At 71.0% G+C, this 25,503-nt stretch carries 23 protein-coding genes and 1 pseudogene; 14 read left to right on the top strand and 10 right to left on the bottom strand.

Annotated features, from left to right (window positions below; translation table 11 throughout):
* Positions 1-31: 31 nt before the first annotated feature.
* From GXW76_RS15300 to GXW76_RS15280, 5 genes are all read right to left on the bottom strand, one after another.
* Positions 32-973, bottom strand: coding sequence for a dimethyl sulfoxide reductase anchor subunit family protein (locus tag GXW76_RS15300; protein ID WP_211862954.1), 942 nt, complete (start codon positions 971-973; stop codon positions 32-34).
* Positions 970-1,713 (bottom strand): 4Fe-4S dicluster domain-containing protein, encoded by a 744-nt coding sequence (locus GXW76_RS15295; RefSeq protein ID WP_338150970.1) that lies wholly within the window; start codon positions 1,711-1,713, stop codon positions 970-972. Before GXW76_RS15295 ends, GXW76_RS15300 begins: the two co-directional genes overlap by 4 nt.
* Complete coding sequence (locus GXW76_RS15290) at positions 1,710-4,565, bottom strand: molybdopterin oxidoreductase family protein (RefSeq protein ID WP_211862952.1); 2,856 nt, start codon at positions 4,563-4,565, stop codon at positions 1,710-1,712. Before GXW76_RS15290 ends, GXW76_RS15295 begins: the two co-directional genes overlap by 4 nt.
* A gap of 89 nt (positions 4,566-4,654) precedes the next feature.
* Positions 4,655-6,214, bottom strand: coding sequence for an ABC transporter substrate-binding protein (locus tag GXW76_RS15285; protein WP_211862951.1), 1,560 nt, complete (start codon positions 6,212-6,214; stop codon positions 4,655-4,657).
* The gene (locus tag GXW76_RS15280) at positions 6,211-6,903 is read right to left on the bottom strand and encodes a phosphoribosyltransferase (protein WP_211862950.1); all 693 of its coding nucleotides are present in this window, start codon (positions 6,901-6,903) and stop codon (positions 6,211-6,213) included. Before GXW76_RS15280 ends, GXW76_RS15285 begins: the two co-directional genes overlap by 4 nt.
* A gap of 66 nt (positions 6,904-6,969) precedes the next feature.
* Between GXW76_RS15280 and GXW76_RS15275 the strand changes: the two genes are divergently transcribed.
* The 9 genes from GXW76_RS15275 to GXW76_RS15235 all read left to right on the top strand — a co-directional run bounded on the left by GXW76_RS15275 (position 6,970) and on the right by GXW76_RS15235 (position 14,560).
* Entirely contained in the window at positions 6,970-8,154 is a 1,185-nt protein-coding gene (locus GXW76_RS15275; RefSeq protein ID WP_246514378.1) for an amidohydrolase, read from the top strand.
* Entirely contained in the window at positions 8,151-9,074 is a 924-nt protein-coding gene (locus tag GXW76_RS15270; RefSeq protein ID WP_211862949.1) for a nucleoside hydrolase, read from the top strand. The genes GXW76_RS15275 and GXW76_RS15270 overlap by 4 nt, the downstream gene beginning before the upstream one ends.
* Positions 9,075-9,187: 113 nt before the next feature.
* Complete coding sequence (locus GXW76_RS15265) at positions 9,188-9,373, top strand: hypothetical protein (protein ID WP_211862948.1); 186 nt, start codon at positions 9,188-9,190, stop codon at positions 9,371-9,373.
* A gap of 188 nt (positions 9,374-9,561) precedes the next feature.
* A complete protein-coding gene (locus GXW76_RS15260; RefSeq protein WP_211862947.1) occupies positions 9,562-10,536 on the top strand; it encodes a Bug family tripartite tricarboxylate transporter substrate binding protein in 975 nt (324 codons plus the stop codon).
* A gap of 6 nt (positions 10,537-10,542) precedes the next feature.
* Positions 10,543-11,319, top strand: coding sequence for a 2-keto-4-pentenoate hydratase (locus tag GXW76_RS15255; RefSeq protein ID WP_211862946.1), 777 nt, complete (start codon positions 10,543-10,545; stop codon positions 11,317-11,319).
* A gap of 61 nt (positions 11,320-11,380) precedes the next feature.
* Positions 11,381-12,286, top strand: coding sequence for a polysaccharide deacetylase family protein (locus GXW76_RS15250; RefSeq protein ID WP_211862945.1), 906 nt, complete (start codon positions 11,381-11,383; stop codon positions 12,284-12,286).
* A complete protein-coding gene (locus tag GXW76_RS15245; protein WP_211862944.1) occupies positions 12,283-13,185 on the top strand; it encodes a polysaccharide deacetylase family protein in 903 nt (300 codons plus the stop codon). Before GXW76_RS15250 ends, GXW76_RS15245 begins: the two co-directional genes overlap by 4 nt.
* On the top strand, positions 13,182-14,051 hold the full coding sequence (locus tag GXW76_RS15240) for an HpcH/HpaI aldolase/citrate lyase family protein (RefSeq protein ID WP_211862943.1): 870 nt from the start codon (positions 13,182-13,184) through the stop codon (positions 14,049-14,051). Before GXW76_RS15245 ends, GXW76_RS15240 begins: the two co-directional genes overlap by 4 nt.
* Complete coding sequence (locus tag GXW76_RS15235; RefSeq protein WP_211862942.1) at positions 14,048-14,560, top strand: hypothetical protein; 513 nt, start codon at positions 14,048-14,050, stop codon at positions 14,558-14,560. The genes GXW76_RS15240 and GXW76_RS15235 overlap by 4 nt, the downstream gene beginning before the upstream one ends.
* A gap of 9 nt (positions 14,561-14,569) precedes the next feature.
* On the opposite strand, the gene GXW76_RS15230 is transcribed toward GXW76_RS15235, so the two are convergent.
* On the bottom strand, positions 14,570-15,337 hold the full coding sequence (locus GXW76_RS15230) for an SDR family oxidoreductase (RefSeq protein WP_211862941.1): 768 nt from the start codon (positions 15,335-15,337) through the stop codon (positions 14,570-14,572).
* A gap of 52 nt (positions 15,338-15,389) precedes the next feature.
* On the opposite strand from GXW76_RS15230, the gene GXW76_RS15225 reads away from it, so the two are divergent.
* Positions 15,390-16,331 carry a 2-hydroxyacid dehydrogenase gene (locus GXW76_RS15225; RefSeq protein ID WP_211862940.1) on the top strand — a complete coding sequence of 314 codons (942 nt, stop codon included), beginning with the start codon at positions 15,390-15,392 and terminating at the stop codon, positions 16,329-16,331.
* A complete protein-coding gene (locus tag GXW76_RS15220; RefSeq protein ID WP_211862939.1) occupies positions 16,331-17,362 on the top strand; it encodes an L-idonate 5-dehydrogenase in 1,032 nt (343 codons plus the stop codon). The genes GXW76_RS15225 and GXW76_RS15220 overlap by 1 nt, the downstream gene beginning before the upstream one ends.
* 67 nt (positions 17,363-17,429) lie before the next feature.
* On the opposite strand, the gene GXW76_RS15215 is transcribed toward GXW76_RS15220, so the two are convergent.
* The gene (locus tag GXW76_RS15215) at positions 17,430-18,662 is read right to left on the bottom strand and encodes a CaiB/BaiF CoA transferase family protein (protein ID WP_211862938.1); all 1,233 of its coding nucleotides are present in this window, start codon (positions 18,660-18,662) and stop codon (positions 17,430-17,432) included.
* A gap of 8 nt (positions 18,663-18,670) precedes the next feature.
* Entirely contained in the window at positions 18,671-19,651 is a 981-nt protein-coding gene (locus GXW76_RS15210; protein ID WP_211862937.1) for a tripartite tricarboxylate transporter substrate-binding protein, read from the bottom strand.
* Between the two features lie 124 nt (positions 19,652-19,775).
* Here GXW76_RS15210 and GXW76_RS15205 point away from each other — a divergent pair, with 124 nt between their 5' ends.
* Together GXW76_RS15205 and GXW76_RS15200 are read left to right on the top strand one after the other, a co-directional pair.
* Positions 19,776-20,273 carry a hypothetical protein gene (locus GXW76_RS15205; RefSeq protein ID WP_211862936.1) on the top strand — a complete coding sequence of 166 codons (498 nt, stop codon included), beginning with the start codon at positions 19,776-19,778 and terminating at the stop codon, positions 20,271-20,273.
* Positions 20,274-20,401: 128 nt separating this feature from the next.
* Positions 20,402-20,971 carry a hypothetical protein gene (locus GXW76_RS15200; protein ID WP_211862935.1) on the top strand — a complete coding sequence of 190 codons (570 nt, stop codon included), beginning with the start codon at positions 20,402-20,404 and terminating at the stop codon, positions 20,969-20,971.
* A 13-nt stretch (positions 20,972-20,984) separates the two neighbouring features.
* Here the strand turns inward: GXW76_RS15200 and bcp are convergent, their stop codons facing one another.
* Positions 20,985-21,452 (bottom strand): thioredoxin-dependent thiol peroxidase, encoded by a 468-nt coding sequence (gene bcp / locus GXW76_RS15195; protein WP_211862934.1) that lies wholly within the window; start codon positions 21,450-21,452, stop codon positions 20,985-20,987.
* Positions 21,445-24,438, bottom strand: coding sequence for a bifunctional [glutamine synthetase] adenylyltransferase/[glutamine synthetase]-adenylyl-L-tyrosine phosphorylase (locus tag GXW76_RS15190; protein WP_211862933.1), 2,994 nt, complete (start codon positions 24,436-24,438; stop codon positions 21,445-21,447). Before GXW76_RS15190 ends, bcp begins: the two co-directional genes overlap by 8 nt.
* Before the next feature lie 62 nt (positions 24,439-24,500).
* Between GXW76_RS15190 and GXW76_RS15185 the strand changes: the two are divergent.
* Positions 24,501-25,503 (top strand): annotated as a pseudogene (locus GXW76_RS15185) (hypothetical protein); the annotation flags it as partial.

Below are 25,503 nucleotides of genomic sequence, written 5' to 3'. Positions count from 1 at the left end.
GAAGGCAGCGTCGGAAGCAAGCGGCGTGAGGTCAGCCGCGCTCGGGCATGCCGTAATAGATGGCGACCGTATGTGTGGCTTCGGCGAACATCAGCCATCGCTCGGCGAGCAGGCCGGCCAGGGCCAGGGCCGCGGCGGCGAGTGCCAGGATGCCCCCCGGCACCCCGCCGACCAGCAGCGCCAGCAGCAGCAGCACGGTCGGCGCCGCGAAGCCGGCGAGGCTCGCGATGCCGCGCAGGCGCTTCGCGTGGGCCCGGCCGATGCGGAAGGCCATCTCCCGGAGCAGGTAATTCGTTTCGGTGTGCGGCGGGTCGAGCGGCCGCACCTTGCCGATGAAGCCGAGGCCGGTGGCGCTTTCCGCCGTGGCCACCGGCGGCGTGGCATCGACGCTCGCCCAGTAGGCGCGCTTCAGCGCGAAGGCGAGGGCGCCCAGCACCGCCGCGATCGCAGCCGGCGTCGCCGCCTGGCCCCAGAAACCCGCGAGCATCGCCAGCAGCGCCGCGCCGGAGAAGGCGCCGAAGAGCAGATAGCCCGGCGTCACCAGCGGGTGGTGCCATTGCCGGATCGGCTTCAGCGAGGCGTAGATCATGCCGGTGCAATAGACCGTGACCGCCGCGCCCGCCGCCGAGAGCAGCCCCATCGGTCGCGCCAGTCCTTCATCGCCGCCGATCATGGCGATGAAGAACAGCCCGGCTGGCGCGAAGGTGGCCACCGCCGCGACGCCTTCCCGCGACAGCCAGGATGACCGCCACTGGCTCAGCGCCCGCCAGGCGCGCTCCGGCCGGCCGAGATGGGCGGTGGAGGACAGCAGCCCGAACATGATGAGCACCAGCGCCAGCCCGCACGCGGCCGCGCCGAAGCCCGCGCCCTGCGGCACCTGGCCCAGCGGCCGCAGCAGTCCGAGCCAGAAGAGCAGCCCGTAGCCTGCACCCGAGGCGACGGTGAAGAAGATGATCGAGGGCGCCGGATTCATCGCGAAAGCACCTTGTCGACCCAGCGCAGCAGCGGGTTGGTGATCTGGGAGGGGAGCGGGCTGGCTTCCTTCGCCGGGCCGGCATCCGCCTTCGGCGCGCGGCGCGGCGGCAGGTAGCGGTTGACCGGCTTGTAGCCGAGTTCGGGCATCAACTCGTAGCCGCCACGCTCGGCCACCAGCTTCGACACCGCGCTGTCCGGGTCGCCCAGGTCGCCGAAATGCCGCGCATTGGCCGGGCATGTCGAGACGCAGGCCGGGACGCGGCGGTCTTCGGGAATGGTCTCGTTGTAGATGCGGTCCACGCAGAGCGTGCACTTCTTCATCACGCCGGCATCGTCATCGAACTCGCGCGCGCCGTAGGGGCAGGCCCAGGCGCAGAGCTGGCAGCCGATGCACATGTCGGTGTTGACCAGCACGATACCGTCCTCGGCGCGCTTGTAGGAGGCACCGGTCGGGCAGACGGTGACGCAGGCGGGCGTCTCGCAATGCAGGCAGGACCGGGGGAAGTGGACGGTTCGGCCTTCCTCGCCCTCGCCGGCCTCGTAGGAATGGACGCGATTGAACCACACGCCCTCCTGCCCGGCGGAATAGGGATGCCGATCGGGCAGCGGCGCCATGTGGCCGCTGGTGTTCCATTCCTTGCAGTTGGTCGCGCAGGCGTGGCAGCCGACGCAGGTATCGAGGTCGATGACGAGGCCGAGCTTCTTCGCGCCGGCCTTCGGCTCGGGAAGGGATGTCACGGCTTCTGCCCCCCGGCATTGTAGCGGAGCATGTCGGGCGGTTCCGGCATGTGCGGCGGCGGATCGAGCATGGTGGGGAAGGGATCGGTCACGCCCGCTTCCTCCGGCGCGCATTTCGTCACCTTCACGCGCAGGTCGTACCAGGCGGCTTGCCCCGTCACCGGGTCGGCGTTGGCGAGCCGCGGCCCGGTCTGCGCCGGGAGCCATTCGCTGATGACGTGGTTGAGCAGGAAGCCGCGCTGCGCCTCCGCCGCGCCGGGCGAAAGCATCCAGGCGCCAGCCCGCTTGCCGATGGCGTTCCAGGTCCAGACCGTGTCGCGGTTCACGCCTTCCATCAGCGAGAGCTGCGCCTTCACGCGGCCGTTGCGGCTTTCGACCCAGACCCAGTCGTCCTGAGCCAGACCTTCGGTCTCGGCGCGTGCGCGGGACATGTAGAGCTTGTTCGACCCGTGGATCTGCCGCAGCCAGGCGTTCATCGACCCCCAGGAATGGTACATCGCCATCGGTCGCTGCGTGACGGCCGAGAGCGGGTAAGGCTCCGTGTCGTGCGCCTGCTGCTCGAGCGGCGCGTACCAGAAGGGCAGCGGGTCGCAGTAGGAGCGGACGCGCTCGCGCAGGTGTTCCGGCGGCTGCTTCGCGCCATGGCCCTCGGCAGCGAGGCGGAACTTCTGCAGCGGCTCGGACCAGATCTGCAGCACGACCTGATTGGCATTGCCCATCATCCCCATCGCCTTGGCATTGGCGAGATAGGTCGCGTTGGCGTGCTTGAAGTAGGACTCCTCCGGCGAGAGGTGGTGGCGCCAGAAGCAGCCATTCTCGATGTAGCGGCGGAGCTGGTCGGGGTTCGGTTCGCCGACGCCCTTCTTCGTGCCGTCCGCGCCGCGCCAGCCGGCCAGCGGGCCGACGCCGGGCGTGCGCTCATGGTTCACGATGTAGTCGGGGTAGTCCTTGAAGCGCGGGCTGCCGTCCTCCTTCACGAAGGCGGGCAGGCCGAGACGCGCGCCGAGTTCGATCAGCACGTCCTGGAAGGGGCGCACGTCGCGGTCGGGCTTCACCACCGGCTGGCGGATGGCGTCGCCCGGACCGTGCGAGGAGCCGATCGGGCGATCCAGGATGGAGATCGCGTCCCAGCGTTCGAGGTAGGTCGTATCGGGCAGGATCAGGTCGGCGTAGGGGACGGTCTCGCTGAAGTAGGCGTCGGAGTAGATGACATGCGGGATGACGTAGTCGCCGTCCTCGTCCTGCGCCGTCAGGCAGCGGATCGTCTCCAGCGGGTTCATGGCGCTGTTCCAGGCCATGTTGGCCATGAACATGAACAGCGTGTCGATGCGATACGGGTCTTCCTTCTCGGCATGGCCGATGACGCTGTGCATCATCCCATGCAGGCCGAGCGGCGCTTCCCAGGAGAAGGAATGGTCGATGCGTAGCGGATTGCCCGCATCGTCCACCAGCAGGTCGTCCGGCCCATGCGGGAAGGCGAGCAGGTTCCCCGCGATCGGCGTGTTCGGCGCGCAGGTCTTGCCGGCAGGGCCGGGCCCGGGCGGGATCGGCCGCGGGAAGGGCGACTTGTAGCGCCAGGAACCCGGCGTATCGACCGCGCCGAGCAGCATCTGCAGGATGTGCAGCGCGCGGCAGGTGTGGAAGCCGTTGGAATGCGCGCTGATGCCGCGCATGGCATGGAAGGCCACGGGGCGACCGACCATCGTCTCGTGCTTCCGGCCCCAGACGTCCGTCCAGGGGATGTCCAACGTCAGCGGCTGGTTGAAGGCGACATCGGCGACCTCGGCGGCGAGCCGCCGGATGCGGTCGGCGGCAAGTCCGCAGCGTTCGGCGACGGCCTCGGGTGCGTATTCAGCGCCGAGGTAGCGTTCCGCCATCAGGTGGAAGGCCGGCTGCACGCGCCGGCCGTCGGGCAGGGTGAACTCGCCGACCAGGACCGGCGACAGGTCCACGGTCTCGGCCGGAATTGCCCCGCGTGCGCGGTCCCACGCCAGCGGCTTGCCGTCCGCGTCGCGCGCGAACAGCCCGTCATCCGCTCCGCCCGGGTTCCGAACCACCAGCCAGGGCGCATTGGTGTAGCGGACCAGGAACTCGCCATCCACGCGATCGGTGCGAATCAGTTCATGGATCAGCGCCATCACGAACAGCCCGTCCGTGCCCGGACGGATGCCCACCCATTCGTCGGCCACCGCGGAATACCCGGTGCGGACCGGGTTCACGGAGACCACCTTCGCCCCGCGCTTTTTCAGCGCCGCGAGGCCGGTCTTGATCGGGTTTGAATCATGGTCCTCGGCGACGCCGAAGATCATGAGGTACTTCGCGTGCTCCCAGTCGGGCTCGCCGAATTCCCAGAAGGACCCACCGATGGTGTAGAGCCCGCCGGCCGCCATGTTCACCGAGCAGAAGCCGCCATGCGCGGCGAAGTTCGGTGTGCCGAACTGCGCGGCCCAGAAGCCGGTGAGCGACTGGGACTGGTCGCGGCCGGTGAAGAAGGCGAGGCGCTTCGGGTCCGTCTCTCGCACATGCTTCAGCCAGCCGGTGGCGATCTCCATCGCCTCGTCCCAGGAAATCTCGGCGTATTCGCCCGACCCGCGCGGCCCGACGCGCTTCAGCGGCGCCTGCAGCCTGGCCGGGGAATACTGCGTCATGATCCCGGCGCTGCCCTTGCCGCAGAGCACGCCCTTGTTCACCGGATGGTCCGGGTTGCCCTCGATGTAGCGGACGCGGCCGTCCTTGAGGTGCACGCGGATGCCGCACCGGCAGGCGCACATGTAGCAGGTGGTGGTCTTCACCTCGTCGCCGATCGGCGCCGAGTAGATGATCCTGTCCGTCGCCGCGCCGTCGTCCGGCATCGTCTTCCCCCGAAATCCCGGTCCGGAGTAGTGCATGCTCCGGCCCCGGCGCAAAGGGGGCGGGGTGCGAGCCGCGCCCCCGCCCGCCGTCAGCGCGCGCGGCCCGCCGAGAAGGCCAGCGTCATCTCGTCCGTCCGCGCCTCGTAGGTCACGCCGCGCCGCATCGCCCAGGTGTTCACCTGGAAATAGAGAGGGATCAGCGCGGTCTCGTCGCGGATGGCGCGGCGTGTAGCCTCCTGCGTCAGGCGCGCGCGCGCGGCGTCGTCCATGGTGGTGCGGGCGCGCTGGATCAGCGCGTCGATCTCCGGATTGCTGAACCGGCCGCGATTGGCAGTGCCGAGGCCGAGCACCGTGTCCCACGAATGGATCTGCGTCTCGAGCATCCCGAGCACTTCAGGATTGGGCGAGAAGCCGGCGAGGTTCACGGAATAGCGGAGCTGCGCCGCCTCGGTCAGCCAGACGCCGCGCGGCTTGACCTCGACGCTCGCCTGCAGGCCGGCGCGGGTCCACATCTGCGCGATGGCCTGCACCACCTGCTCGTCATTCACGTAGCGGTCGTTCGGGCCGTTGACCTGCACGGCGAAGCCGCGCGGGAAGCCGGCCTCGGCCAGCAGCCGCCGTGCGCCCTCGAGGTCGAAGGCCGGCGGCGTCAGGTCGGGCGAGGTGCCGAAATAGCCCGCCGGGCCAAGGTCGCCCGCCGCCACCGCCTGGCCCTGGAGCGTGCGGGCCACCAGCGCCTCGCGGTTGATGGCTATGGACAGCGCGCGGCGCACGCGGGCATCGCGGAGCGGGTTGCGCAGCGGCGCGCCTTCGGGGGCGCGGACATGCGGGCTGTCCTCGCGCCCCGAATCGAGCGTCAGGAAGATCAGCCGATTGGAGGGGCTTTCGGCGGTCGCGAAGCGCTGGTCCGCCTTGAAGCGCGTGAACTGGTCGGGCGGGACGATCTCGATCAGGTCCGCGTCGCCGGCCTGCAATGCCGCGACGCGCGCGCCGGCATTGGCGATGGGACGGAATTCGACCGTCGCGTAGGCCGGGGCGGCGCCGGCGAAGGCGTCATTGCGCGCATAGCGCGCCGGCTGGCCCGGCTGCCAGGACACCAGCCGATACGGCCCGCTGCCGATCATCGCCGAGCCGTCATTGAAGGCGGCGGTCGTCACGCCTTCCTGCTTCGGCACGATCATCACCAGCGCCAACTGGTTCAGGAGCAGCGGGAAGGGACCATGCGTGCGGATGCGGATGGTGCGCGGCCCGACGGACTCGACCGCCACGACAGGCCGCGTCGCGTAGCGGAAGGAGGACGGGCTGTTCGGCACATCCCCCGCGCGCTGGATGGTGAAGGCGATGTCCTCCGCCGTGACCGGCCGCCCGTCCGAGAATCGTGCGTTGGGATCGAGCTCGAGTTCCCAGGTGGTGTCATCCACCACGCGCCAGGACCGCGCGATGGCGGGTCGCAGCACCTGGCGGTGGTCCTGCTCGGCCAGCGGCTGGAAGACGTGACGGGCGAAGGCGATGTTGGTGATCAGGCTGGCGTAGTGCGGGTCGAGGCTGGTCGGTCCGGTCTCGACCCCGATGCGCAGTTCCGCACGTTCCTGCGCGACGGCGGGGAGGGCGAGGGCAGCCGCGGCAGCGGCAACGAGCAGGCGCTTCATGCGGCGTCCCTCCGATGGATCAGCGGGCAGAGGTCGAGCGGCGCCGTCCCCGGCCGCGGTACCCAGCCGGCCGGCGTCCGCGCGAAGAGCGGCGTCGCGAAGGCCGCGCGCACGGGGATGTCGGCGGGCCAGGCGGCACGCCAGCGGTCGCCCTGCGCCATCGCGACCAGCAAGCCGGCGGGCCGCACGCCTGCGCGTTCCAGCAGCGCGACCCCGGCCAGCGCCGAGGACCCCGTGGAGATCACGTCGTCCACCAGCAGCGCGCGCTTGCCGGCGAGGCGCGCCAGGATGCGCGGGTCGAGCCACAGGCGCCGCTCGCCGGGCGCGGTGGAGGAGGAGGCGGGAACCGACAGCGTCTCGTCATACCAGCGCTTGCGCGACCAGCCTGGCGCCACCCAGTTCTCCTGGCCGAGCGCCTCGGCGACGATCGGCGCAAAGACCTGGCCGAGCGTCGGCATTCCGACCACCACCTCGGCGCCGAGGGGCCGTGCCGCCTCGGCCATCCAGATGCCGATCCGCTTCGCCACCGCTATGGCCGCCTGGTTGGCGATGAAGCCGGCGACCCCGACATCGCCGTAGTCGCGCAGCGGCAGGATCAGGTGGGAACCGTCCGGCATCGCGGCGGGGTAACGGTCGACGAGGGGGCCCTCAGCGCCGGCATCGGGCTCGAAGGATTGCCAGAATTCCATGGGAGGCCTGTGGTCGGACAGTCTCCAAAGTGCCATTTTCGCCGCACCGCAGCAACGGAGGCCGACATGCCATCGCCGGACGATCTCTCCCCGCTGGCGGAGGGAATGACCGCCTGGCGGCGTGACTTCCACCGCCACCCGGAACTTGGCTTCGAGGAGACGCGCACCGCCGGCATCGTCGCCAGCCTGCTGCGCGCCTGGGGCATCGCGGTCGAGGAAGGCATCGGCGTCACCGGCGTGGTCGGCACGCTGACGGGCACGCGGGCGCAGGGCGGCAATCGCGCCGTGGCGCTGCGCGCGGACATGGATGCGCTGGCCATGCCCGAGGCGACCGGCGCGGACTATGCCAGCGCCACGCCCGGCAAGATGCATGCCTGCGGGCATGACGGGCACACGGCGATGCTGCTCGGCGCCGCGCGCTGGCTGGCCGCCAACCGCGACCGCTTCGGCGGCACCGTGCGCTTCGTCTTCCAGCCCGCCGAGGAAGGCCGCGGTGGCGCCCGCCGCATGGTCAGGGACGGGTTGTTCGAACGCTTCCCCGCCGATGCCGTGTACGGGATGCACAACCTGCCGGGCCTGCCGCTTGGCACCGTCGCCGTGCCGAAGGGCCCGGTGCTGGCGAGTTCCGACACCTGGGAAGTGACCTTCCGCGGCGCCGGGATCCATGGCGCGCGGCCGCACCTCGGCACCGATGCGCCGCTCGCCGCCGCGCAGTTCATCGCCGCCCTGCCCATGATCGTGGCGCGCGAGATCGACCCGCTGCAGGCGGCCGTGCTGTCCGTCGGCCACATGGCCGCCGGCGCGCGCGATGCGCCGAACGTGATCCCGGCAGAGGTCTTCCTCTGCGGCACCGCGCGCGCCTTCACGCCCGAGGTCCGCGATCACCTGGAAGCGCGCCTCGCCGCCGTGGCGCATGGCGTCGCCGCCACCTGCCGCGTGACCGCGGAGCCGCGCTACATCCGGCGCATCTCGCCCACCATCAACCGCGCCGAACAGGCCGCCATCGCCGTGCAGGCCGCGCGTGCCGCGCTCGGCGACGCGCACACCATGGACGACCATCCCCCGCTGACCCCAGGCGAGGATTTCTCGGAGTTCCTCGCCGAGCGCCCCGGCGCCTTCGTCTGGCTCGGCACCGGCGATCCCGCGCATCCCGAGGGCTTCCACCACAACCCGCATTTCGACTTCAACGACGCCGCTCTCGCGCCCGGCGCGGCCTTCTGGTGCAGCCTGGTCGAGACCGAACTCGGATGATGCGCCGCGTCTGCCTGATCGATACCGATCCCGGCACGGATGATGCCATCGCGTTGTGGCTGGCGCTCGCCTCGCCGGAACTGGACCTGCGACTGGTGACGGTGGCAGGCGGCAATGTCGGGCTCGAGCGGACGCTGCCCAATGCGCGCGCGATCCTCGGTCTTGCGCGCAGCGGCGTGCCGGTGGTGGCGGGGGCGGACCGGCCGTTGCTCGGCGCCTTCACGCCGGAGACGCGGGTGCACGGAGCGGATGGCCTCGGCGGCGTGATCCTGCCCGAAGGCCCGCCCTCCGCGCCCGGCATCGCGGCCGATGCGATCCGCGACCTGCTGCGGCGGGAGGAGAGTGTCACCCTCATCGGTATCGGCCCGGCGACCAACTTCGCCCTCGCGCTGGCCACCGAGCCGGCGCTCGCGGACCGCGTCGAGGAGATCGTGCTGATGACCGGCGCCTGGGCGGAGGGAAACATCACGCCCTCGGCCGAGTTCAATGCCTGGTCCGATCCGGAATCGCTCGGCGTGCTGCTGGCGAGCGGCCGCCCGGTGACGCTCGCGACGCTGGAACTCACCGCGCAGGCGCTGGTGACGCCCGCGCGCATCGCGACGCTGCGCGCGCGCGGCGGCGGGGTCTGCCTCGATGCTGCGGCGCGCATCATGGAAGGTGTGCCGACTTCTCGCCGCTTCGACCATCGCGGCCATCCGCTGCACGATCCCTGCGCGGTGGCGTGGCTGCTCGCGCCGGGACTGTTCACGTCCCGCCCGGTGCATGTGCATGTCGATTGCGGCCACGGTCCCTCTCGTGGACGGACGGTGGTGGACCGCTGGGAACGCACGGGCCAGGCACCGAATGCGCGGCTGCTCGAGACCCTCGATGCGGAAGGCTTCTTCGCGCTGCTGGGCGAACGTCTCGCGGCGCTGCCCTGAAACCCGCGGGCTTCACGTCTTCTTAGCCGGGACGGCCGATCATGCGCCTCGGACAGGGATGAGAGAGGCGCGCTGCCCTTCGGTCCCGCGGTCCATGGATCCGGAGGCCTGACATGGTCGACAGTCTTGCCAGGACGCTTTCGTTTCTGAGCGGCGACAAGGCGGGCAGCGTAACGGTTGAATCCTGTCTTCTCATCGCCCTTGTCAGCGCGGCATTGATGGGCGTGACCTCGATCCTGAACAGGGAGGTCGACGCGATGTTCCTGGACCTCGCATCGAGGCTGGCGGCGCTGAGGTAGCGCCGACGGGTCGCTGCGTGCCGCTCAAGGCGGCCGCCCCTCCCTGTTTCCCGCCCTTCCGGCCACGCGCCGCACCGAGCCCGAAACCCGAGGCGGCGCGCCGGCCCGGCCTATGGCCATGCGCCTTGCGGGCTGTTGGCCGCCGCGCTACGGCAATCAGCCAAACCGGGTCCGGGAGAAGAATGTCCATGAATCGCAGGCAGGTCTTGGCGTTGGCGGCCGCCTCAATGGTCGCGCCCGCTGTGGCGCGCGCGCAGGACCAATGGCCGGGCCGGCCGGTCACGCTGCTGGTGCCCTTCGCCGCGGGCGGCTCGAACGACGTCGTGGCGCGGCTGATCGCCCCGGCGCTCGAGCAGAAGTTCGGCCAGCCCTTCGTGGTGGAGAACAGGCCGGGCGGGGGCGGCTCCCTCGGCATGGGCATGGTCGCGCGGGCGCGGCCGGATGGGCTGACGCTGCTGATCTCCTCCGCCTCCAACCACGTCTTCCATCCGCTGGTCTCGGGCGACCTCGGCTACGACACGCGGGAGGCGCTGCCCGCGGCCTGCATGCTGGTGGACGTGCCGAACGTCCTCGCGGTCCATCCCGGCTTCGGCGTGACGAACGTGCAGGAACTGATCGCCAAGGTGCGGGCGACGAGGGGCGGGGTGTCCTTCGCCTCCTCGGGCGTCGGCACGTCCAACCACCTGGCGGGGGAGCTGTTCAGGCTGCGCACCGGCATCGACCTGACTCACGTGCCCTATCGCGGCGGCGGGCCGGCGATCAACGACCTGATCTCGGGCACCGTGCCGATGGCCTTCATGAACCTGCCGACCGTTGCGCCGCCGGCGTCCGACGGGCGCGTGCGCATCATCGCCGTCTGCACGGCCGAACGCGTGTCCATCCGCCGCGACCTGCCGACGGTGACGGAGCAGGGCGTGCCGGATTACGCAGTGCGCTCCTGGACCGGCCTCTTCGCCCCGCGCGGCACGCCGGCTCCGGTCATCGACCGCCTCTCCGCTGCGGTGCGGGAGGCGCTGGCCTCGCCGCAGATCGGCGGCCGCCTGGTGGCGATCGGCAGCGAGCCGCTGTGGATGTCACCCTCCGACACCGATGCCTTCGTGCGCCAGGAATATGACCGCTGGGCGCCGGTGGTGCGCGCCGCCGGCATCACGACGCAGGGCTGAGACGGCATGACGCCCGAGGAACGCACGGCATTGGCCTCGCTGCTGGCGACGGCACGGCGGGAAGATCGGCAGGTGATCCCGCCCGCCGCCCTGCCGCATGACGCGGCGGAAGGCTACGAGGCGGGCGAGGAGGTCGCCGCGATGCTCGGCTGGCCGCGCCGCGGCTGGAAGGTCGCGGCGACCACGCCCGAGATGCAGCGCCGCCTGCGCGCGACGGAGCCGACGCGCGGGCCGATCTACCGGCATCTCGTGCAGGCATCGCCGGCCGCCATGCCCTTCGCGCCGCTGGTCGATCCGATCATCGAATGCGAGATCGTGCTGCGCCTCGGTGCGCCCCTGCCGCCGCGCATCGAACCCTGGACCGCGCCTGAGGTCGAGGCCGCGGTCGGCGCCGCGCTCGGCGGCATCGAGGTGGCGCAGTGTCGCTTCCCGATGGCGTCCCTGCCGACGATGCCGGCGATCCTCGCCGATGGCGCGGGCAATGGCCGCTACGTGATCGGGCCGGAGATCCCGGGCTGGCGGGAGGGCGACCTCGCCGCGCTGCCCGTCTCGCTCGAAGTCGATGGCGTCGTGCGCCGCACCGGCACGGGGGCGGAGGCGATGGGGCATCCCTTCCACGTCCTGCTCTGGCTGGCGGAGGCGCTGCGCCGGCGCGGGCAGGGGCTCGCCGCGGGCGACCTGGTCAGCACCGGAACCTGCACCGGCATGCTGCGGCCCGTCGCGGGGCAGCGCCTGCGCGCGCGCTTCGGCGAGGGTTGCGAGGTCGTGCTTGACCTCGACTGAGGCGCGTTGACGCCTGCGGCCCCTTGCCGCAGCGTCCGCGCGATGAACGGAGGATCGCACCATGAAGCTCCCTGGCCATGGGCGCTACGCCCATAGCGCCATCCCGCAACGGCCGACCTATGAATGGCCGAACGGAACGCGGCTCGCGCTGGTGGTGTGCAACAACATCGAGGCCTTCGCCTTCCGCGCGGGCCTCGGTTCGGACAGCACCGGCGCCGCGGCGCCGCAGGGCCAGCGCAACTACGCCTGGCGCGACTACGGCAACCGCGTCGGGCTGTGGAACATGCTCGACATGCTGGACGAGCTCGAGATCCCCTGCGCGCACAACGTCAACGGCGCGGTGCTCGATGCGTGTCCGGAGATCGCCCCGGCCCTGAAGGCGCGCGGCGACGAGTTCATCGGCCATGGCCGTACCAATGCCGAACGCCAGGACGGCATGTGGGAGGAGGACGAACGCCGGCTGATCGCCGAAAGCCGCGACGCCATCACCCGCCATGCGGGTGTCGCGCCGCAGGGCTGGCTCGGGCCCTACATCGCGCAGTCGGCGGTGACGCTCGACCTGCTGAAGGAGGAGGGATTCTCCTACGTCATGGACTGGCCCGCGGACGACCAGCCCTTCTGGATGAAGACACGATCAGGGCCGATCCTGTCCGTGCCGTATTCGATCGAGTTGAACGACAGCCCGGCGCAGGTCTTCCGCCAGCATACGGGGCGGCAATTCGCCGAGATGGTCGTGGACCAGTTCGACGAGATGCTGGAGCAGTCGAAGAAGCGTCCGCTGGTCTGTTCGGTGGTGCTGCACCCCTTCATCGTCGGCCAGCCATTCCGGCTGCGCGCGCTGCGCGATGCGCTGCGGCACATCCTGTCCCATCGCGACCGCCTGTGGCTCGCGCGGCCCGGCGAGGTCGCCCGCTACGCCGCGTCGCTGCCCAAGGGCATCGTTCCCGGTTCGGAGGCTTTGCCATGACGGACGAGGAAGCCGGCCGCGCCCGCGACTTCATCGGCTACGGCCGCAATCCGCCGGATCCGCGCTGGCCGGGCGGGGCGCATGTCGTCTGCAACTTCGTCATCAACTACGAGGAAGGCGGCGAATACGCCGTCCCCGATGGCGATGCGAACAGCGAGAACGCGCTGACCGAGGGCAGCACCGCACCCTTCAAGGGCCGCGACATGGGCGCGGAGTCCATGTTCACCTACGGCAGCCGCGCCGGGTTCTGGCGGCTGCACCGCATCTTCACGAAGCGGAACCTGCCCTGCACGGTCTTTGCCGTGGCGCGCGCGCTGGAACGCAACCCCGAAGCCTGCGCCGCGATGCGCGAGGCCGGCTGGGACGTTGCCGGCCATGGCATGCGCTGGGAGATGCACAATGCCTTCGACGAGGCGACCGAACGCGCCCGCATCGCGGAAGCGACGGACCTCATCACCCGCTGCATCGGCGAACGCCCGGCGGGCTGGTACACGCGCTACGCGCCGTCGATGCACACGCGCCGCCTGTTGCTGGAGGCGGGTTACGAATACGACAGCGACGCCTATGACGACGAGATCCCATATTGGGTGAAGTGTGGCGGTCGCGACGTGCTGGTGGTGCCGTACTCTCTCACGCACAATGACGTGCGCTTCCCGCGCATGGGCATGACCTCCGGCACCGAGTATTTCGACTACATGCGCGACGCGATCGAGTGCGTGCTGCGGGAGGACCCGCCACGCATGCTCTCCTTCGGGCTGCACAACCGCATCATCGCGCATCCGGGCCGGGCGATGGGCCTGGCGAAACTGCTCGACTGGATCGCCAACCATCCACGCGTCGCGGTGATGCGCCGCGTGGACATCGCCCGCCACTGGCGCAAGGAACATCCGCCGAAATGACGCGTGACCTCCCGACCTGGCGTTCGCTGCTCTATGTGCCGGCGAGCGCCGAGAAGTTCGTCGCCAAGGCCCATGAGCGCGGCGCGGATGCGGTGATCCTCGACCTTGAGGACGGTGTCGCGCCCGATGCCAAGGCGGCGGCGCGCGCGGGCCTGCCGGGCTCGGTTGCCAGCGTGCGGCGGAACGGCGCGGAGGTGCTGGTGCGCATCAACCGCCCGCTGCGCATGGCGGTGCAGGACATCGCCGCGGCTGTCGCTGCCGGGGCGGACGCGCTGGTCTGCACCAAGATGATGGGCGCGGACCATGTGCGCCTCCTGTCCGAACTGACGGCGGAATCGGAAGCCGAGGCAGGACGCCCGATCGGGTCCGTCCGCTTCGTCGTGCTGGTGGAGGACGCGCCCGCGCTCGCCCACGCGCAATCCATCGCCGCGGCTGATCCGCGGGTGGTGGCGCTCGGCGTGGGCGGGGAGGATTTGGCGACGGACCTCGGCGCCGAACCGACGCCGGATGCGCTCGACCTGCCCAAGCGCATGGGGCTGGTGGCGGCGCGGGCGGCGGGCGTGTTGCCGCTCGGCTTCATCGGCACGGTGGCGGGGCTGAAGGATCTCGACGGCTATCGCGCCATGCTGCGGCGGTCGCGCGCCATCGGCTTTGCCTGTGCGTCGTGTGTTCATCCTTCCCAGGTGCCGATCATCAATGAGGAGTACGGCGCGCGACCGGAAGAAGTGGAACGCGCCAAGCGGCTGGTCGCGGCCTTCGAGGCGGCGCTGGCGGAAGGGAAGGGGGCGGTCGCCTTCGAAGGGGACATGATCGACAAGCCGATCGTCGATCGGGCTCGGAAGCTGATCAGCAGGGCGGGCGTATGAATCGAAGCGCGCCCGGACGGTTCGAGGCGCGCGAGGCACGCTGGAAATTCGTCCTGGGGCTCGTCTTCTTTCTCGGGTGCCTTCTCGTTGGCGCTGCAACGACTGCCGTTGCGACGGGGCTGAAGCTGATCGTCGCCTGGGCCGTCGTCGGTTGCTCGCTCATCTTCTGCATTATCGGGATCGCCCGCATTCTGGGGCAGCCCCGCCGCGTCATCATCGACCGTAGCGGGATGCTCGATGAACGCCTCACGGGGCAGGTCGTTCCCTGGAATGCGATCGAGGCGGCACGACTGATGAACATTCGCGGCAACCGGTTCATCACGATGCGGATCAGGTCGCCCGAACGCTTCCGCGTACACGGTGGCTTGGATTGGCCGCGGGGCCTGAAGCGCGCGATGGGTGAACTCGACTTCACGCTCAACCCGACCAACCTGAACCAGCCGTCGCGCAAGGTCATCGCTGCGTTCGAACAGCATTATGCGGCTGCCCTCGGCTTCCCGCCTTGGTGAGGTTTTTCCTCACACCACCGCCGTCATCCCTCCGTCCACGTACAGTAGATGCCCGTGGACGAAATCGGAGGCCGGCGCTGCCAGGAACACCGTCGCGCCGGTCAACTCCTCCACCTTCCCCCAGCGCCCGGCCGGCACTCGCTTGCCCAGCCAGTCCGTGAAGGCCGGGTCCTGCACCAGTGCGCTCGTCAGCTCCGTGTCGTAGTAGCCGGGCGCGACGCCGTTCACGTTCACCCCATGCTTTGCCCATTCGGCGCAGAGCGTGCGCGTCAGCATCCGCAGCGCGCCCTTGCTCGACGCATAGGGCGCGATGGTCGGGCGGCCCAGTTCGCTCTGCACCGAGCAGATGGTGATGATCTTGCCGGCCCCGCGCGCGACCATCCGCTTGCCCGCCGCCTGGCAGCAGAACCACACGCCGTCGAGGTTCACCCCCAGCACCTTCCGCCAGGTTTCGGGCGGCATCTCGACCGAGGGCGCACGCAGGTTGATCCCCGCATTCGCCACCAGGATGTGCAGCGGGCCGTGCACCGCCTCGATCGCGGCGATGCCGGCCTCGACCGCATCCGGGTCGGTCACGTCGAAGGCCGCGGTCTCGGTGGCGATGCCGAGGCCGGCCAGTTTCGCGCAGGCCGCCGCGAGTTTCGCCGGGTCGCGCCCGTTCAGCACCACCTTGGCGCCGGCCTCCGCGAGCCCCTTCGCCAGGGCGTAGCCGATCCCCTGACTCGATCCCGTGACCAGCGCCAGGCGCCCGGTCAGGTCGAACAGCGCACGCGACATCGGCATTTCCCCCTGTAAGATCCTTGCCAAAGGCTAGGGGGGAGACGCTCACATGGACAAGCCGGGCCTGCTGGTGGTGGGCGTATTGCCGGATTGGGACCTCGAGGCGCTGTCGCGCCGCTTCACGCTGCACCTGCTCTACGAGGCACCGGACCGCGCCCGCTTCCTCGCGCAGCACGGGCCGTCCGTCCGCGCCATCGCCACCAAGGGCGAGCTCGGCGCCGACGCTGCGATGATGGATGCTTGCCCGAAAGCGAAGATCGTCTCCTGCTACGGCGTCGGCGTGGACGCGATCGACCTCGGCGCGGCCCGCGCGCGTGGAGTGGCCGTCACCAATACGCCGGACGTGCTCACCGAGGACGTGGCCGACATGGCCTTCGCGCTACTGCTGGCGACCGCGCGTGCCATCCCGGAAGGCGATGCCTATGTCCGCTCGGGCACCTGGGCGAAGCAGGGGCCGATGCGGCTTGCGACGCGTGTCTGGGGCAAGCGGCTCGGCATCGTCGGCCTCGGGCGGATCGGCCGGGCCATCGCGCGGCGGGCGGAAGGCTTCGGCATGGCCATCGCCTACAGCGGGCGGACGCGGAAGGAGGTGCCCTACACCTTCCACCCCAGCCCCGCCGCGCTGGCCCCGCATGTGGACATCCTGGTCGTCTCCGCCGCAGGCGGCGCGGGCACGGTCGGCCTGGTGGACCGCGCGGTCATCGCGGCGCTTCAGCCCGGCGCCATCTTCGTCAATGTCTCGCGTGGGTCCGTCGTGGAGGAGGCCGCGCTCATCGCCGCGCTGAAATCCGGCCGCATCGCCGCGGCGGGGCTCGACGTCTTCCACAACGAGCCGGGCATCGACCCGGTCTTCGCGACCTTCCCGAATGTCGTGCTCTCCCCGCACCAGTCATCGGGCACGGTCGAGACGCGCAAGGCCATGGGGGCGCTGATGCGAGAGAACCTTGAAGCCCATTTCGACGGCCGCCCGCTGCCGACACCGGTGGCGTGATGCGCGCGGTCGTCATCCATCCGCCACACGATTTGCGCGTCGAGGAACGCGCGGTCGCGGATCCCGGCCCCGGCCAGGTGCGCGTGCGCATCCGCGCGGGCGGCATCTGCGGGTCCGACCTGCACTACTACCAGCATGGCGGCTTCGGCACGGTGCGGGTGCGCCACCCGATGGTGCTCGGGCATGAGGTCGCCGGGTTGGTGGAGGCCGTCGGCGCGGGGGTCAGGTCTGTGGCGTCGGGCCAGGCGGTGGCGGTGAATCCGTCCTTGCCCTGCGGCCATTGCCGGTTCTGCCAGGCGGGGGATCAGCAGCACTGCCTCGACATGCGCTTCTATGGCAGCGCGATGCGCGACCCGCATGTGGATGGCGGTTTCCGCGAGGCGCTGGTCTGCGAGGCCGCGCAGGCGGTGCCGTTGCCGGATGGCCTCGATGTCACGACCGCCGCCTTCGCCGAACCGCTCTCGGTCTGCCTCCATGCCGTGCGGCAGGCGGGGCCTTTGCTTGGCCGCCGCGTTCTGGTGACCGGCGCCGGCCCGATCGGCGCGCTGGCCGTCGCCGCGGCGCGGCTCGCTGGCGCGCGGGAGATCGTGGCGACCGACCTGACCACGGCGCCGGAGAAGGTCGCGCGCGCCATGGGCGCGGACCGTTTCGTCGCGGTGGGCGGAGTGCCGGATGCCTTGGCGCCCTTCGCGGCTGAGAAGGGCTGGTTCGATGTCGCCTTCGAGGCCTCCGGCAGTCCGGCGGCGGTGCTGGCCATCCTGCCGGTGCTGCGGCCGCGCGGCACGCTGGTGCAGATCGGCGTCGGCGGCGATGCGACGATGCCGCTCTCGGTGCTGGCCGCGAAGGAGATCACCTGGCGCGGCACCTTCCGCTTCCACGAGGAATTCGTCCTGGCTGTGGAGACGCTCGCCCGCCGCGCCGTCGATGTCGCCCCCCTGCTGACCGCGCAATTCCCTGTCGAGCGCGCCCGCGAGGCCTTCGACCTGGCAGCTGACCGTTCCCGCGCCATGAAGGTCCAATTGTCCTTCTGAAGTTCCCGCAGGGGCCCGGGGAGGCCGTCGCCTCCCCGGCGGGGGTCCGGGGGCGGCGCCCCCGGCCTTACTTCGCCTTCTCGCGCACGACCCCGTCCGCTCGCAGCCGCGCCACTTCCCCGGCCCCGAGCACCGGCGCCAGGATCTCGTCATTGTGCTCGCCGATGCGCGGCGCCGGCCGCGCGAGGATCCCGGGCGTGCCGGACAGTCGCGGCACCAGCCCGTGCATCGGCAGCCATCCGCCGGGCATGTCCTCGTCCGGCACCTCGATCAGCGCCTCGCGCTCGATCGCGTAGCGGTCCCGTTCGAGCATAGCGGTATCCATGATCGGCCCGATGGTCACGCCGGCCTTGTCGAAATGCGCGAGGTTCTCCTCGAGCGTGCGCTCGGCGATCCAGCCGCCGATGATGGCGTCGAGTTCCCGCCAGTGCTGCAGCCGGGCCGGATTGTTCACGAAGCGCGGGTCCGTGATCATGTCCTCGCGCCCGATGGAGCGGAACAGCTTCTCCGTCATGCCCTGGGTCGATGCCGACAGGCACACCCAGCCGCCATCGCTGGTGCGATAGGCGTTGCGCGGGGAAGTGTTGGTGGACCGGCTGCCCGTGCGCGGCTTGCGTTTCTGCGTGATGCGCCAGTTCGCGATCTGCGGCTCCATCACGCTGAACAGCGGCTCGAACAGCGAGACGTCCAGCACCTGCCCGCCGCCGCCGGCCTCCGCGTGGCGCAGCGCGATCATCGCGACCGAGGCGCCATAGAGACCGGCATAGGCGTCGCCCATGAACATCGGCGGCAGGACCGGCTCGCGATCGTCGAAGCCGTTGACGGCGGCGAAGCCGGAATAGCCCTCGACCAGCGTGCCGAAGCCCGGCTTGTGCTGGAAGGGACCGTCCTGGCCCCAGCCGGAGATGCGCACGATCACCAGGCGCGGGTTGATCTCCAGCAGTGCCGCAGGTGGCAGGCCCATCGCCTCCAGCACGCCGGGGCGGAAGGATTCCACGAACATCGCGGCGTCCTTCACCAGCGCCTTCACCGTGGCGATGCCTTCCGGCCGCTTGAGGTCGAGGCAGACCGACTTCTTGTTGCGGCAGATCGTCTTCCACGAGGTCTCGACGCCGCCGACGCGCCAGGCGCGCAGCGTGTCGCCCTCGGGCGGCTCCACCTTTACCACCTCGGCCCCGTGGTCGGAGAAGACCTTGGTCAGGACGTTGCCCGCGACCAGGCGCGAGAGGTCCACGACGCGCACGCCGTCCATGGCGCCGCGTGCGGCGGGGTCGAACTGCTTTCGGTGGATGCCGCCCATGGTCTTCCTCAATCGAGCCGGATGTTCGACATCTCGCCCACCTGTCGCCAGCGGGCGATGTCGGTGCGCAGCAACTCGGTGAACTGGCCGGGCGTGATGGGGGAGGGGCGGGCGCCCTCGCCCTGGTACAGCCGGGCCATGTCGGGGTCGCGCAGCGCGGTGTTGGCCTCGGCGTTCAGGCGCTCGAGGATCGGCGCCGGCAGACCGCGCGGCGCGAAGAGGCCCCACCAGATGTCGACGTCGTAGTCGAGGCCGCTCGCCTTCACGAGCGGCGCCGGCGGCGCCCCTTCCGGCGCACCCTCTGCGCTGTAGGCGAGCAGCCGGACGCGCCCGTCGCGCACCACGCCGGCCGCGCTCGGCATGGTGGTGATCATCAGCTGGATATGGCCGGCGACGAGGTCGGTCACCGCCGGACCCGTGCCGCGATACGGCACGTGGTTCATCCGGATATTGGCGCGCTGCGAGAAGTACTCGGTAACGAAGTGGTTGATCCCGCCCGGCCCGGAGGTGCCGTAGTCGATCGAGCCCGGCCGCTCGCGCGCGATGCGCACCAGGTCCTGCACGCTGCGCACCGGAAGGTCGTTGTTCACGATCACGATGAAGGGCGATCGCGCCAGCAGCGCGACCGGCGTGAAGTTCTCCAGCACCCCCCACGGCACGCGCTGCGCGATCGAGGTCGTGGCGAAGGAGGAGGAGGAGACCATCAGCGTGTAGCCATCGGCCGCCGACTGCGCGACGGATGTCGCGCCGATGGCGCCACCGGCGCCGGCGCGGTTCTCGATCACCACCGGCTGGCCGAGCCGCTGCTGGAGCCGCTCCGCGAGCGGCCGCGCCACGACGTCGTTGGACCCGCCCGGGGGGAAGGGCACGACGATGCGGACGGGCCGGTTCGGCCAGGGCGCCGCCTGGGCGCGGGCAGCCGGCGCGGCCAGCACAGTCGCCGCAGCGGCCAGCAGCGGCCGCCGTCGCAGCGTGATCGGATTCGTCATGGATTTCCTCCCGGATGGTCGTCGCGCGCAGTCTTGCGCATTGGCAGCCGGGCAGAAAGCCGGCGCCGTCAGCAGCGAATTAACCCGGCCATGCGAGAGGACGGGGAAGCACCGGAAGGGGCCGATGGAGACCGACAGGCCGTTCCGCGAATGGCCGCTGGAACAGCTGGCCGAGCAGGCGGCGCTGCATGCGGCTGACCGCAAGGTGCTGGCGGCGCTGTTGGCGGAAGCCGCGCTGCGCCCTGGCCAGCGCGCCATCGCCCTGCGGGCTCGGCTGAGCCGCATGCAGGAGGGCCTCGCGCCCGACGCACCTGCCGGCGAACTTCGCCTGCTGCTGGCCGCCGCGGCCACCGAGATCGAGGATCTCCGGGCGCGCCTGCGGGCCGCCGAGGCCGCCCTCGCGGCACGGCCACCCGCCTGCGAGGCGGTCGGAGAGCCCGGCCCACACCGCCGGGTCTACCTGACCCCGAATGCCCCGGCCTGGCTCGTCGCGGAGGTGCGCCGCGCCTTTCGCCGCCGCTACCATCCCGACGCCCATAACGATTCGGCACGGCGACGCCGGGCGGAGGACGTCTTCAAGCGGGCGGAAGCCGTCTTCGCCGAGATCGAAAAGCTGTCCTGAGGCGAATTTCCCGACGCCTCGCGAATGGACCGCAACCCGAAGCTGCAACGGACCAACCAGGAGTTTCTGGAATCGCGAAGCCGTGAGTGTTACCGATTAAAAATTAGATCAGGGGATCCAAAGTGGCCGTGATGTCTGCATCCGCGCTGCTTTCCAACCGGAAGGCGATGAGCAACTGGCCTTCATCGCGCCTCCTCGAGGTCGCTGAAGCGCATCCCGAGGAATGCGAATTGCTCGAATTCATCCAGGGCGAACTGGACCGGCGCGACGTTGCTGTTGCCGTTTCCGCCGCCCGCCGGGTCGCGCAGTTGCTGGCCTTCGCCCGCACCGGCCCAGGCATCGGCGCCGGGCCGGCGCCGGAGGTGGCGGCGAGCGAGCGCGAATTGAAGATCGTCGCACTGCAGAGCCGGCTCGAGGCCATGGAGCGGCGCGTGCGCGAGGCGGAGGCGCGCGCCTCCGCCGCCGAGCGCGCCTTGGCGACGGAGGCCCTGCCGTCACGCGGAAACGGGCTGTTGCGCCGCGTCCACCTGGCCGAGACGGCGCCGGTCTGGCTGGTGGACGCCGCCCGCCGCGCCTTCCGCCTGCGCTTCCACCCGGACCGCTTCGCCGACCCGGTGATGAAGACCCGCGCCGAGGAGACCTTCAAGGAGGCGGAAGATGTCTTCCGCCAGATCGCCACGGCCCAGGGCCTCAACTGACGACGAGGCCGCCCTACAGGGCGGCCGCGGCTTCCAGCACCTGCGCGGCGTGCGCGTCGGGCTTCACCTTGCGCCAGATCCTCGCGATCTTCCCGTCGGCGCCGACGAGGAAGGAACTACGCTCCATCCCCATGTAGGTCCTGCCGTACATGGATTTCTCGACCCAGACGCCATAGGCCTCGGCGACCGTGTGGTCCTCGTCCGAGGCGAGCGGGAATTCGAGGCCGTACTTCCGTGCGAACTTCTCGATGGGCGGGATCGGATCGGGGCTGACGCCGATCACCTCAAGGCCCAGTTTCCCCAGTTGGGGCAGCGCTTCCTGCACGCCACAGGCCTGCTTCGTGCAGCCCGGCGTATCCGCCTTCGGGTAGAAATAGAGCAGGTAGGGCCTGCCCTTGAGCGCGGTGGAAGACACCTCCCGCCCGCCGCTCGCCTTCATCTTGAACGCGGGCGCCTTGCTGCCCTCGGCCAGTTCACTCATTCGCGGTCCCCTGGATCTCGGGGCGGCCGAGGCGCCGTTCGAACACCGCGCGGACCTCGTTCGCCCGCTCGGCCATCTGTGCCTGGAGCCCGGGGAGGTCAACCGGCGCATCCTCCGGATGCGCGCGCCGGCACGTGTGCAGCAGGGCGGCGGCGACGCTTTCGGGCAGGTTCTCCTCCTTCCAGCGGCCGACGGTCAGGCGCAGCAGACCGCTGACAGTGCGCCAGAGATGCTCGGCGCGGATCAGCGCGGCCGCTTCCTCGGCCGGCAGCACGCCGGCGTCCGCGAGGCGGGAGAGAGCGAGGCGAGTCGTCGTCGCCAACGCCGATGGATGCTTGCGCGCATGGGCCAACTGGAGTGCCTGGGCGACGAATTCCACCTCGACCAACCCGCCGCGGCCGAGCTTCACGTCCCATGGGCCGTCGGGCGGCAGGTCCCGCAGCATGCGGGCGCGCATGGCAACCGCATCGGGGATGGCCTTGTCCACCGTGTCGGCGCGCAGCAGGGCGGCGCGGATCGCTGCCTCCACCTTGCGCCGCAGGCCGGGCGGGGCGGCGACGACGCGGGCGCGGGTCAGCGCCATGCGCTCCCAGGTCCAGGCCTCTTCCGCGTGGTAGCGCGTGAAGGAGGACAGTGAGACGGCCACCGGCCCCTTCGAGCCGGATGGCCGCAGCCGCATGTCCACCTCGTAGAGCTTGCCCTCGGCGCCGGGCGAGGTGATCGCCCCGATCACCTGGTGGGCGAGGCGGGTGAAGTACTGGCTGACCGGCAGCGGCCGGGGCGGCGCCATGCCGCGCTTGGCCTTGCCTTCGCTCATCTCCGCCTCGGCGGCGTGGTCGTAGATCAGCAGCAGGTCGAGGTCGGAACCCGGCAGCATCTCCCGCCCGCCGAGCTTGCCGAGGGCGACCACCGCGAGCGCGCCGCCCTTCACCTTGCCGTGGCGCTCGGCGAAGGCGGCGGTGACGTGCGGCAGCAGCCCGGCGATCGCGGCATCGGCCAGCGCGCTGCGCGCCTCCCCGGCGGCATCGACGTCGATCGAGCCTTCCAATGCTGCGGCGTCGATCTCGAACTTGCCCTCGTGCACCAGGCGTCGGGCGGCCTCGAAGGCTTCCTCGAGGTGGCGGGCATCCTTCAGCAGCGCGGGCAGGGTCGTCGCGGCATTGCCGACCGTGCCGCCGGCGCCGACCAGCAGGCCTTCCAGAGCCGCCGTGTGGTTCGCCAGATGGTCCGCCAGTTGCGGCGCCGCGCCGAGGATCCCCGCCAACCGGTCGAGCAGCGCCGGGTTGCGCGCGATCAGGCTGAGCACCTGCACCCCGGCCGCCAGCCGCATGAAGACGCCGTCGAGTCGCGCCAGCGCTGAATCCGGATCCCGCTGCCTCGCGAAGGCGCCAAGCAGGGAGGGCATCAGCGCCGTCAGCAATTCCCGCGCCCGCTCGCTGCGGGTGGCGCGGGTGTGGCCGTGGTGCCAGCCGCGTACCATGGCGGCGACGCCGGAGGGATTGCCGTAGCCCATGGCGCGCAGGGTCGCGATGGTGGCGGGATCGTCCTCGACGCCGGTGAAGACGAGGCTGCCCTTCACGTCCTCCGAGGCGAGGGTGGGCTCCTCCTCGAACATCCTCCCGTAGTGGCGCTCCACCTCCTCCATGTGGGCGGTGAAGGCGGCGCGGAAGGCCTCGACATCGGGGAAGCCGAGGAAGGAGGCGATGCGCGCCACGCCCTCGGCGTCCTCCGGCATCCGGTGCGTCTGGCGGTCGGCCACCATCTGCAGCCGGTGCTCGAGATTGCGCAGGAAGACATAGGCCTTGGAGAGGTCCTTCACCGCCTGCCGGTCGATCTTGCCGGCGGCGGCGAGCGCCGTAAGGGCACCGATCGTCGTCGGGTTCCGCAGCCCTGGGTCCCGCCCGCCCCAGATCAGTTGCAGCACCTGGGCGGTGAACTCGATCTCGCGGATCCCGCCGCGACCGAGCTTCACGTCATGGCCCTCGACCTGCACGGTTGCGTGAGCACCCTTGGCGCCCTTGTGCGCGTGGATCTGCCGCTTGATGGAATGAATGTCGGCCACCGCGGCGAAATCGAGGTGCCGCCGCCAGACGAAGGGCCTGATCTCGCGCAGGAATGCTTCGCCGGCAGCACGGTCGGCGCCCACCGGTCGCGCCTTGATCATGGCGGCGCGTTCCCAGTTCTGCCCCATGCTCTCGTAGTAGGTGATCGCCCCGGGTATGGAGACGGCGAGCGGCGTCGCCGCGGGGTCCGGTCGCAGCCTGAGATCGGTACGGAAGACGTAACCGTCGGCCGTCCGTTCCTCGAGCAGCTTCACCAGATCCCGGGCGATGCGGACATAGACCGCCCCCGCCCGGTCGGCATGGTAGGCTGCCGCGGCAGGGTCATAGAGCACCATGAGGTCCACATCGGACGAGTAGTTCAGTTCGCGCCCGCCGAGCTTGCCCATGCCAAGCACGACGAGGCCGGAATTCCGCCCGACGATGCGCGGCTCGGCCCGCGACGCGCCGGTGAGGCGGAGTTCGCCTCGCGCCGCCGCGTCGCGGAGCAGGTGCGCGCAGGCGGTGTCGATCGCCGCCTCCGCGAGGTCCGAGAGCGCGCCCGTCACCTGTTCCAGCGTCCAGAGGCCGGCGATGTCCGCGACCGCCGCCGCCAGCGCGCCCTGGCGCTTGGCCTGCCGCAGGGCTGCGGCGATGGCGGGGCGGGGCGTATCCGCCTCGATGCGGGAAAGCGGGTCGAGCGCGCGGGCGAAGGCCTCGTCCGGCCCGCCTTCCGCGAGCGCGAGCAGCGCCTCCGATTCGCGTACCGCGAGTTCCGCCAGGTAGGGGCTGTGCCCGCCCAGCGCGTCGAGCAACGCGGCGCCCGCCGCCGAAGCCGCAAATCCGCGCTCCGCCGGGCCGCGATCCGCGAAATGTTCCCGCGCCACGACAGCGGCTGCGGGGTCGAAGGGGCGCGGCAGGCGCGCGGGGTCGAAACAGGCTGGCATGGCCGGGCAGGGAACAGGTGAGGCGCGCCGCCGGTCAAGCCGGGCGCTGGTTGAGCCGTGTCATGCGTCTGGTCCTCGCCGCCGTGGTGATCGGCGGCCTCGGCCTCGGTGCCCTGGCCTGGCGGCTGGAGCAGGAGCCGCTCTCGATGCCCTGGCTTGCCCGGCAGGTGGAACAGACCCTCAACCGGGGGGCGACGCGACTCGAGATCGGCGATGCCGCCATCGCCTGGGCGGGCTGGCGGCAGGGGCACGCCTCGCCGATCGAGATCACCTTGCGCCAGGTGCGCGCGGTGGACGGGGACGGCTTGGTGCGGGCGGAACTGCCGGACGCCATGCTGTCGCTTTCGCTGCCCTGGCTGCTGCGCGGCGTGGTGGCGCCGCGCATGCTGGAACTGAGCGGCCTCAGCCTCACTGCGGTGCGCGGGGCGGACGGCAGCTTCGCCCTGGACCTCGGCTCGTTGGGCGAGGGGCAGCCGGCAGCGCCGGCCGCGGATGACGGCGGGGCGGTGCTGCTCGCGACCTTTGCCGAGCTGATGCAGCCGCCCTCCGACGACACGCCGCTCGCTGCCCTGCGCCGCGTGCGCCTGCGGGAGACGCGGCTGGTCGTCGCCGATGCGGCGCTGGGCCGCAATTGGACGGCCGATGTGGTCTCGCTCGCCCTGACGCGGCGGGAGGGCGGAGGGCTTGACCTGGCCGGGGTGGGGGCAGTCTCGCTGGCGCAGGAGCGGGTGCCGCTGCGCATCGACGGGATGCTGGATGGGCGGACGCGGCGCGGGCAAGTGACCTTCTCCCTGCCGGCGATCCGCCCGGCGGCACTCGCCCGGGCCGCGCCGCCGCTCGGCCCGCTCGCGGCACTCGATGCGCCGGCCTCGCTGGCGCTGGATGTCAGGCTCGAAGGGCTGCGAATCCCCTCGATGGCGCTGGCGCGGCTGCGCGTCGGCGCGGGGGTCATCGACCTTGGCGATCGGGGGCGCATCCCGCTCGCGGCCCTGGAGGCCGACGCGACGTTCGACGAGGGCACGCTGCGCCTCGAGCGCGCGGTGCTGCGCCCGGCGCCGCCCCGTG

The organism is Neoroseomonas soli, from assembly GCF_018129065.1.
Classification (GTDB): Bacteria; Pseudomonadota; Alphaproteobacteria; order Acetobacterales; family Acetobacteraceae; genus Neoroseomonas; species Neoroseomonas soli.
This window is presented reverse-complemented; position numbering and strand designations above follow the sequence as displayed.

Excerpts from the sequence above, each read along its gene's own strand:
- GXW76_RS15300 (WP_211862954.1), bottom strand. The coding sequence starts at position 973 with ATGAATCCGGCGCCCTCGATCATCTTCTTCACCGTCGCCTCGGGTGCA.
- GXW76_RS15290 (WP_211862952.1), bottom strand. The coding sequence starts at position 4,565 with ATGCCGGACGACGGCGCGGCGACGGACAGGATCATCTACTCGGCGCCG.
- GXW76_RS15285 (WP_211862951.1), bottom strand. The coding sequence starts at position 6,214 with ATGAAGCGCCTGCTCGTTGCCGCTGCCGCGGCTGCCCTCGCCCTCCCC.
- GXW76_RS15280 (WP_211862950.1), bottom strand. The coding sequence starts at position 6,903 with ATGGAATTCTGGCAATCCTTCGAGCCCGATGCCGGCGCTGAGGGCCCC.
- GXW76_RS15275 (WP_246514378.1), top strand. The coding sequence starts at position 6,970 with ATGCCATCGCCGGACGATCTCTCCCCGCTGGCGGAGGGAATGACCGCC.
- GXW76_RS15270 (WP_211862949.1), top strand. The coding sequence starts at position 8,151 with ATGATGCGCCGCGTCTGCCTGATCGATACCGATCCCGGCACGGATGAT.
- GXW76_RS15265 (WP_211862948.1), top strand. The coding sequence starts at position 9,188 with ATGGTCGACAGTCTTGCCAGGACGCTTTCGTTTCTGAGCGGCGACAAG.
- GXW76_RS15260 (WP_211862947.1), top strand. The coding sequence starts at position 9,562 with ATGAATCGCAGGCAGGTCTTGGCGTTGGCGGCCGCCTCAATGGTCGCG.
- GXW76_RS15255 (WP_211862946.1), top strand. The coding sequence starts at position 10,543 with ATGACGCCCGAGGAACGCACGGCATTGGCCTCGCTGCTGGCGACGGCA.
- GXW76_RS15250 (WP_211862945.1), top strand. The coding sequence starts at position 11,381 with ATGAAGCTCCCTGGCCATGGGCGCTACGCCCATAGCGCCATCCCGCAA.
- GXW76_RS15245 (WP_211862944.1), top strand. The coding sequence starts at position 12,283 with ATGACGGACGAGGAAGCCGGCCGCGCCCGCGACTTCATCGGCTACGGC.
- GXW76_RS15240 (WP_211862943.1), top strand. The coding sequence starts at position 13,182 with ATGACGCGTGACCTCCCGACCTGGCGTTCGCTGCTCTATGTGCCGGCG.
- GXW76_RS15235 (WP_211862942.1), top strand. The coding sequence starts at position 14,048 with ATGAATCGAAGCGCGCCCGGACGGTTCGAGGCGCGCGAGGCACGCTGG.
- GXW76_RS15230 (WP_211862941.1), bottom strand. The coding sequence starts at position 15,337 with ATGTCGCGTGCGCTGTTCGACCTGACCGGGCGCCTGGCGCTGGTCACG.
- GXW76_RS15225 (WP_211862940.1), top strand. The coding sequence starts at position 15,390 with ATGGACAAGCCGGGCCTGCTGGTGGTGGGCGTATTGCCGGATTGGGAC.
- GXW76_RS15220 (WP_211862939.1), top strand. The coding sequence starts at position 16,331 with ATGCGCGCGGTCGTCATCCATCCGCCACACGATTTGCGCGTCGAGGAA.
- GXW76_RS15215 (WP_211862938.1), bottom strand. The coding sequence starts at position 18,662 with ATGGGCGGCATCCACCGAAAGCAGTTCGACCCCGCCGCACGCGGCGCC.
- GXW76_RS15210 (WP_211862937.1), bottom strand. The coding sequence starts at position 19,651 with ATGACGAATCCGATCACGCTGCGACGGCGGCCGCTGCTGGCCGCTGCG.
- GXW76_RS15205 (WP_211862936.1), top strand. The coding sequence starts at position 19,776 with ATGGAGACCGACAGGCCGTTCCGCGAATGGCCGCTGGAACAGCTGGCC.
- bcp (WP_211862934.1), bottom strand. The coding sequence starts at position 21,452 with ATGAGTGAACTGGCCGAGGGCAGCAAGGCGCCCGCGTTCAAGATGAAG.
- GXW76_RS15190 (WP_211862933.1), bottom strand. The coding sequence starts at position 24,438 with ATGCCAGCCTGTTTCGACCCCGCGCGCCTGCCGCGCCCCTTCGACCCC.